This window comes from Rickettsia endosymbiont of Culicoides newsteadi, assembly GCF_002259525.1.
In the GTDB taxonomy this organism is placed as follows: domain Bacteria; phylum Pseudomonadota; class Alphaproteobacteria; order Rickettsiales; family Rickettsiaceae; genus Tisiphia.
In genome coordinates this window covers 1-6,146 of the sequence record NZ_MWZE01000074.1, presented here as the reverse complement: position 1 = coordinate 6,146, position 6,146 = coordinate 1, and the positions used below count along the sequence as shown (strand labels likewise).

The following is a 6,146-nucleotide window of genomic DNA, read 5'->3' as shown; positions in this document are numbered from 1 at the left end:
CAAGTGAAAATGCCTTGTTCAAATTGGTTTTTTGTGCTATAAAACAGATTACAGCAAAGTGGAATATGCCAATCCCAGATTGGGCGGTAACCGTTTCCCAGCTAGATATTTTCTTCCCTGATAGGTTGAATTTTAGACTATGATATTCTATACTGACACAGCTCAGCGAACGTTCTCATGACAAATTTTGATTATCGAGTAATAGACAGCTTTTCTACTTTATTTTCTTAAACTAACGCTTATGCGTCATCGCGAGCCACGAAGTGGCGTGGCGATCCAACAACCACTATGTAGTCTCACAATGACCTATGTTAGCTATATTTACCTCATATTTAGTGTTAAAAAATAAGGCACATGATCAGAAGGTTGAAGCCATCCCCTAGCTTCTGATAAGGAGCTGACCGATAACATCTTATCTTGTAAGTTACAACTAGTCCAAATATGATCTAGTCTACGTCCCCGGTTAGATTTTTGCCAGTCTATGTTTCTATAACTCCACCAAGTATAAAATTTTTGATCATACGGCACGAAATGACGGCTACTATCGATAAAACCTAGGGAAGATTGTAACTCCAACAAGGTTGACCGCTCTATATCTGTGTGGCTAACAACATTCCGCAATTGACGACTCGACCATACGTCATGCTCATATGGTGCGATATTTAAGTCTCCGGTTATGATCATCTTACTATTTTTACTACGATTATAGGTCAACCATTGTTGTACTAATTCTAAATATGCCAATTTATGTTTAAATTTCTCATTGATCTTTACATCAGCTATATCTCCACCAGCTGGTACATAAAAATTATGGATTTCTATACCCAGAACTTCAACTGCTACATGCCTTTTATCACTATTATATAATTCAAGGGAGAATCTATTAGTAATAGGCATTTTCGATAAAATTGCTACTCCATTATAAGATTTTTGCCCTGAATAATATATATGATTATAACCCATATCATTAATAGCTTGATGAGGAAATAACTCATTAACTGTTTTGGTCTCTTGGAGAGATATAATATCAGGCTGATGTTGATCAATTAGCTTCTTAAGCAAATCAAGTCGCAAACGTAGAGAGTTAATATTCCAAGTTACTATTTTCATTTACATAATCTTTCCGATATTTCTATTAGTAAATACTTTAAAAGCCTAATCACCTTTGCCTCTGGGCTAAGATTTTTAGCCGCCCATTTCTTGATCCATGGTTCTATAAGCTGCCACATATTAATTTCTGGATCGAGCTGTTGTCCTACCCCTTCAACTACTACTATAGTTTTCTGTAATAATAGCAATTGTGGTTGCACCTCCATACCAAAATCTTCAGTAATTTTAAATAATTGGGCAAGTAACTTACCTATAGAAATATTTTTGACAGCATATCCTATAATCGGTTCGCTCACTGCTCTACAGGCTTGAGCAAAAAGATCAAGATCGGTATTTTTATCTATATAACCAACTCGAAGATGGACAAGTGCTACTAGCTTATAGTTTTTACTTAAAAAACCAAATAGGCTCTCAGCAATTGCCATTCTATCTTTATCAGGTAATCTACCCATAATACCAAAATCTAGTAACACTATGCTACCATCTGACCTAACTAGAATATTGCCAGGGTGCAAATCTGCATGAAAGAAACCATCCCTATATACTTGATTAAAAAACATTATAGCAAATTTCTGAGCTATTTCAGCTGGATCTAAACCCTGTTCTATCAGCTTATCTCGAGCATAAATTGATGTTCCATCTACCCATTCTGTGGTTATTATATATTCATGCGTCAGTTGCCAATAAATTTTAGGAATATATATATCAACATCATTTTGGAAATTGTCAAACAATTCTGAGGCGGCAGCTGCCTCTAAACGTAGATCAAGCTCAAACTTCATAGTAGCATTAAATACATCCATTACTGCCACTAATCGTAATCTTTTTAATTTTGTCGATATTCTTGCTACTAGCCTAGCCAGAATATATAAAAGTTTAATATCCTTATTATATGTGTGATGAATTTCAGGGCGTAATATTTTTACCGCAACCAACTCACCTGATTTCAGCCTAGCTTTGTGTACTTGAGAAATCGAAGCCGCCGCAACTGGTATATCCTCAAAGGCGGAAAATAACTCATCGGCACTTTGTCCAAAAGACTCCTCAATAATTTGTCGTGCGATATCGCTACTAAAAGGCGGCAACTTATCTTGTAGAGATTGCAAATAATTGGTAATCTTAACTCCTATTAAATCTGGTCTGGTGGAAAGAGTTTGCCCAAATTTTATATAAACAGGTCCTAATTTTTTAAAACAATCAGTTAACCTCATACCAAAATCGTCTTTTGGTAGTTTAAATAAACCAATCGGATAAACTATTATGGTTATCATCCAACCAAGAATTCTTAACCTAGATGGTAATTTTATGGTACCTGGATAAGTCAGAATTTGCTGCTTGCTTACCACTCTTAATATATGCAAAAAATTCAATAATAAGCTAATCATTTATAACCACTATGAATAGCAGCGATTCCTAAGTGAAGATTCTTATAACTAACATCGTTAAATCCAACATCCTTTAACATAATTGCAAAATTCTCCTGATCTGGGAATAAACTAATACTTTCTACTAAATATTGATAAGCTGCTTCGTTGTTTGCTACAATTTTACCAATCTTAGGAATAATATTAAACGAATAAAACTGGTATAATTGCTTCAGACCCTCATATTGCATTTTAGAGAATTCTAAACATAGAAACTTGCCCTTAGGCTTTAGTACGCGATAAGCTTCTTTTAGGGCATTGTCAATTTTTGACACATTTCTAATACCAAATGCTATAGTATAGCAATCGAAACTATTATCAGGAAAAGGTAATTTTTCCGCATCAGCTACGACATACTCTAATCCATGTAATATGTTACTATCAACAGCTTTATTACGAGCTATCGTCAGCATGTCTAAATTTATATCACACAAAGTGACTTGGGGTAATATATTTTGCTCCTTAGCTCGCTTTATTATCCTAAAAGCTATATCGCCGGTGCCACTTGCAACGTCCAATATATTTGATGTTAAATTAGGAATTTGCCTAACAAATTGATCTTTCCATAGACGATGTATCCCTAAACTCATTAAGTCATTCATTACATCATATTCATTAGCAACGCTAGAAAAAATATCTCTAACCATATCTCTTTTCTGCTCAAAGGACACTTTTGAAAAACCGAAATTTACTTGACCAGGGAAGTCGTTATTATTATCCATATATTTCTACGAGTTTATATTGCAAATCATTATTTAGTCAATTCAGGAGAATTTGGGGCTAGAAACGATGGAGCGACGCCTATAAGTAATAGGCGAGCATTGAGCAACGACGTCACCAAATTCTCATCAATTGACTATAGTACCCTACAATTTTTATTCTATAAGTATTAAGCAGCATAAAAACGTCACTTAAATTTTACGTTTCCATCTTTTTCTATCAACTTTTCATTTGAATATATATACTGGGCTGGAGAATAATTCTCATCATGTTTAGTCAACAATTCACGAGCTATGAATATGTTGTCTAATAGCTTACCGACAGCTATTACCCCTTGCCTCTCACGAAATAAAGCGGGCAAAACCCCTTGGTAAGATATTTCTAGGTCTTTAATGTCATCGGTAATGACAAAATGCACCTTATCAGCCGTAATTTTTTTAATTGAACCTACTTTAACTAACCCCCCTACCCTAAATTCTTTGCCAAGTTTTAACTCATTAACCTTTGATGGAGGATAAAAAAATACTATATTATCTTCAAGGTTATATAATATCATATATACCCCTCCGGCACTGCATAATAGGTAAAATAATATAATTTTTAATCTATTTTTTACCCTTTTTTGCATTAACTAACCTAACCTTAACCTTATTATAACCTATCCAACTTGCTGCCAACAATAAGCCAAGAGCCAAGAAGGCAAACAGGTATGAAACTAGTAAATAATTCATCTTAATATTTTTTCTGCTGTTCCATTACTCTAATAAATTCTATAATCTCTTGAGCTGAACTATTTAAGTAAAAATGCTTTACATATTTTCCTTGTCTATCCATCAAATAAACGAAAGAAGAGTGATCTAACATATAATCTTCACTATTAGTATCTATTTTAGCATAATACACCTTAAACTTATCAGCCACTTCTTTAATCTGTTGTTCGCTACCTGTTAAACCAATAAACTTAGAATTAAAATGCTTTAAATATTCCTTAAGAACATCCGAACTATCACGTTTGGGATCGATGGTAATAAAAACAAATTCAACATCAATTTTATACTTATCAAGAGTATTAATGACCTCCATTATCTTTTGCAAAGAAGTAGGACAAATATCAGGGCAATAAGTGAAGCCAAAATAAATCAAACTCAATTTTCCTTTCAAATTATCACTATTAAAAATCTTGTCATCTTGATCAGTTAGCTCAAATTTTCCACCAATTTGCACATCATCATTATACCCCCCTCCTCTACCAGCAAGAGGCTTCTGCGGTGTCTCAAAGGATAACCACAGATAAAATGACGTAATAGTTATTAATAAACCTAATGTTATAATAATTCCTATTATTACATTAGCCTGACGTTTCTCTTGCATTATATCCTATTTATTCTACAATATTAATTGCTTGTTTATTCAATATCTGAGCTACTTCCAACGCGGCGTAAGTAACAATGTTACTAGCCCCAGCTCGCTTAAAACATAATAACGATTCTATCAAAGCCGCCTGCCAATTTAAGGCATTGACCTCCGCAGCAAGTCTCAACATAGCATATTCGCCGCTGACCTGATAGGCAAATATATTAGTATTAAAGCTATTTGCCGCTTGGGCTATGATATCCAAAAACATCATACCAGGTTTAATCATAATCATATCCGCCCCTTCAGCCAGATCATGTTCTATCTCTAACATAGCCTCTCTGCTATTGCGTACATCCATCTGATAGGTCGCTTTATCTAGATAAACTGCCTTATTACTGCTCACCGCATCTCTGAATGGCGAATAAAAATTTGAAGCATATTTTGCGGCATAAGATAGTATATTAACATTAATAAAACCTTCTGAATCTAGCATTTGACGTATTGCCATAATCCTACCATCCATCATATCAGATGGGGCTACGATGCCTACCCCAGCCTTTGCTAAAACTAAAGCTTGTTTACACAAAGCTTCAACCGTCTTATCATTATCTACATCACCATTATGTAAAATACCATCATGACCATGCGTAGTATAAGGATCCAGTGCAACATCACATATTACACCAATATCAATGTTAGCCTTTTTGATACTTCGAATAGTCCTACACATTAAATTATCTAGATTATACGCTTCATCCGCATTGTCACTTTTTAACTTTGCCTCTATACAGGGAAAAAGTATTATGGCATTTATGCCATTCTCATAAGCCTGCCTAGCCGTCAATACTACTTGATCAATAGACAACCTATATATACCAGGCATGGTGCTAATCTCCTGACGCTGGTTTTCCCCTTCAACAACAAATAATGCTAGCACTAAATCATTAACGCTAAGCCTATTCTCCGCTACTAATTCTCGTAACCACCGAGTTTTTCTATTTCTTCTTAATCTTACTGTTGGATACATCCATTTCTCAAAATTTTAAGTTTAATACAAATACAGCTATCCTGATTAGCATTACTATACGTCTATTAGCGAAGCACACGACAAAGCAATACTGTTTTTATCACCGTCCCTACTCGACTTACGTCACCCCTGCTCAACTTTGTGTCATCCCTGCGAAGGCAGGGATATCAGATTCCCGCCTACGCGGGAATGATGGTATGGACGAGTGAAGCGAAATATGCTTTACTTGTACGGAGTCAGCTGAAAAATAGTTTTCAGCTGCTCCAAATTAAATAATAATTTAATTAATAGGTCCATACCATGATAAATAATAGCATAAAAAATACTATAATAGGAATAGATTTAGCAAAAAATAGTATGCACTTGGTGCAAGTCGATCAAAATGGCAAAAAAATAGGTTACCAAAAAGTTACAAGAGATGAGTTAATAGCCTATTTAAGCAATCTCGATAAAAGTTCATTGGTAGCTATGGAGGCATGTGGAGGAGCTAATTATTGGTCACAGGAAAT

General features: G+C 34.7%; 8 protein-coding genes and 2 pseudogenes. 3 read left to right on the top strand and 7 right to left on the bottom strand.

What is annotated here, in order from left to right:
* Positions 1 to 143 (top strand): annotated as a pseudogene (locus tag RiCNE_RS08595) (IS256 family transposase); the annotation flags it as partial.
* A 178-nt stretch (positions 144 to 321) separates the two neighbouring features.
* On the opposite strand, the gene xth reads toward RiCNE_RS08595, so the two are convergent.
* From xth to ubiE, 3 genes are read right to left on the bottom strand one after another with little or no spacing between them, the layout of a single operon-like run.
* The gene (xth, locus tag RiCNE_RS05355) at positions 322 to 1,110 is read right to left on the bottom strand and encodes an exodeoxyribonuclease III (protein ID WP_094649569.1); all 789 of its coding nucleotides are present in this window, start codon (positions 1,108 to 1,110) and stop codon (positions 322 to 324) included.
* On the bottom strand, positions 1,107 to 2,495 hold the full coding sequence (gene ubiB, locus RiCNE_RS05350) for a 2-polyprenylphenol 6-hydroxylase (protein ID WP_094649568.1): 1,389 nt from the start codon (positions 2,493 to 2,495) through the stop codon (positions 1,107 to 1,109). Before ubiB ends, xth begins: the two co-directional genes overlap by 4 nt.
* Entirely contained in the window at positions 2,492 to 3,256 is a 765-nt protein-coding gene (ubiE, locus tag RiCNE_RS05345) for a bifunctional demethylmenaquinone methyltransferase/2-methoxy-6-polyprenyl-1,4-benzoquinol methylase UbiE (RefSeq protein WP_094649567.1), read from the bottom strand. The genes ubiB and ubiE overlap by 4 nt, the downstream gene beginning before the upstream one ends.
* Here ubiE and RiCNE_RS05340 point away from each other — a divergent pair.
* Complete coding sequence (locus tag RiCNE_RS05340) at positions 3,227 to 3,427, top strand: palindromic element RPE2 domain-containing protein (protein WP_157905692.1); 201 nt, start codon at positions 3,227 to 3,229, stop codon at positions 3,425 to 3,427. The genes ubiE and RiCNE_RS05340 overlap by 30 nt on opposite strands.
* Before the next feature lie 14 nt (positions 3,428 to 3,441).
* Here RiCNE_RS05340 and ccmE read toward each other — a convergent pair whose 3' ends face one another.
* Genes ccmE through hemB form a run of 4 tightly spaced genes read right to left on the bottom strand, consistent with a single transcriptional unit; the run spans position 3,442 to position 5,637 of the window.
* Positions 3,442 to 3,882 (bottom strand): cytochrome c maturation protein CcmE, encoded by a 441-nt coding sequence (gene ccmE / locus RiCNE_RS05335; protein ID WP_094649565.1) that lies wholly within the window; start codon positions 3,880 to 3,882, stop codon positions 3,442 to 3,444.
* Entirely contained in the window at positions 3,860 to 3,985 is a 126-nt protein-coding gene (locus tag RiCNE_RS08325) for a hypothetical protein (protein ID WP_275656748.1), read from the bottom strand. Before RiCNE_RS08325 ends, ccmE begins: the two co-directional genes overlap by 23 nt.
* Position 3,986: 1 nt before the next feature.
* Positions 3,987 to 4,625 (bottom strand): SCO family protein, encoded by a 639-nt coding sequence (locus tag RiCNE_RS05330; RefSeq protein WP_094649564.1) that lies wholly within the window; start codon positions 4,623 to 4,625, stop codon positions 3,987 to 3,989.
* Positions 4,626 to 4,635: 10 nt separating this feature from the next.
* On the bottom strand, positions 4,636 to 5,637 hold the full coding sequence (gene hemB / locus RiCNE_RS05325; protein ID WP_094649563.1) for a porphobilinogen synthase: 1,002 nt from the start codon (positions 5,635 to 5,637) through the stop codon (positions 4,636 to 4,638).
* Between the two features lie 300 nt (positions 5,638 to 5,937).
* On the opposite strand from hemB, the pseudogene RiCNE_RS05320 reads away from it, so the two are divergent.
* Positions 5,938 to 6,146, top strand: a pseudogene (locus RiCNE_RS05320) (IS110 family transposase); the annotation flags it as partial.

Bases quoted from the DNA above. Each gene is read 5' to 3' on its own strand.
- xth (WP_094649569.1), bottom strand. From the start codon at position 1,110: ATGAAAATAGTAACTTGGAATATTAACTCTCTACGTTTGCGACTTGAT.
- ubiB (WP_094649568.1), bottom strand. From the start codon at position 2,495: ATGATTAGCTTATTATTGAATTTTTTGCATATATTAAGAGTGGTAAGC.
- ubiE (WP_094649567.1), bottom strand. From the start codon at position 3,256: ATGGATAATAATAACGACTTCCCTGGTCAAGTAAATTTCGGTTTTTCA.
- ccmE (WP_094649565.1), bottom strand. From the start codon at position 3,882: ATGCAAAAAAGGGTAAAAAATAGATTAAAAATTATATTATTTTACCTA.
- RiCNE_RS08325 (WP_275656748.1), bottom strand. From the start codon at position 3,985: ATGAATTATTTACTAGTTTCATACCTGTTTGCCTTCTTGGCTCTTGGC.
- RiCNE_RS05330 (WP_094649564.1), bottom strand. From the start codon at position 4,625: ATGCAAGAGAAACGTCAGGCTAATGTAATAATAGGAATTATTATAACA.
- hemB (WP_094649563.1), bottom strand. From the start codon at position 5,637: ATGTATCCAACAGTAAGATTAAGAAGAAATAGAAAAACTCGGTGGTTA.